Origin of the sequence: Arthrobacter sp. B2a2-09 (assembly GCF_027587375.1) — a bacterium.
Classification (GTDB): domain Bacteria; phylum Actinomycetota; class Actinomycetes; order Actinomycetales; family Micrococcaceae; genus Arthrobacter.
In genome coordinates this window covers 1-493 of the sequence record NZ_JAMXIC010000091.1, presented here as the reverse complement: position 1 = coordinate 493, position 493 = coordinate 1, and the positions used below count along the sequence as shown (strand labels likewise).

At 65.3% G+C, this 493-nt stretch carries 1 protein-coding gene; it reads right to left on the bottom strand.

The window, feature by feature from the left end:
* Nucleotides 1-7: 7 nt before the first annotated feature.
* Nucleotides 8-493, bottom strand: a 486-nt coding sequence (locus NFJ07_RS25660) for a transposase (RefSeq protein WP_269998928.1), incomplete at its 5' end; no start/stop codon positions are given.

Below are 493 nucleotides of genomic sequence, written 5' to 3'. Positions count from 1 at the left end.
GGGTGGGTCAGGCTGCGGTGACGGGTGTGATGGTGACGTTGTAGCCGAGGCTGGTGAGTTGTTTTATGGCGTTGTTCTTGGCCTTGGTTGGGTTGATCCGGGTGAAGTAGTCGGCTCCGGGGTCGGTGTAGCACTCGCCGTTCGCGAGCATGTGCCAGGCTGCGGTCAGGATGGAGTGTTCGACGGCGACGAGGGCTTTGTTGCGTCCGCGGCGGGCTGTGATGCGGTGGTATCTCGCGTTGAGGTAGGTGTTCTTGGACCGTGCTGCCGAGAGCGCCGCGGTGCCCAGGGCTGCCTTGAGGTATTTGTTCCCGGGCAGGATGTGCGCGGATTTGATCCGTCCGGCGGATTCGTTCGCGCCGGGGCTGACACCGGCCCAGGACGCGAGCCGGGCGGGGGTTTCGAACACGGTCATGTCCGCACCGGTTTCGGCGATGATCACTTCGGCGACCCGGCGGGAGACTCCGGGGATGGTGGCCAGGGCTTCCCTGGC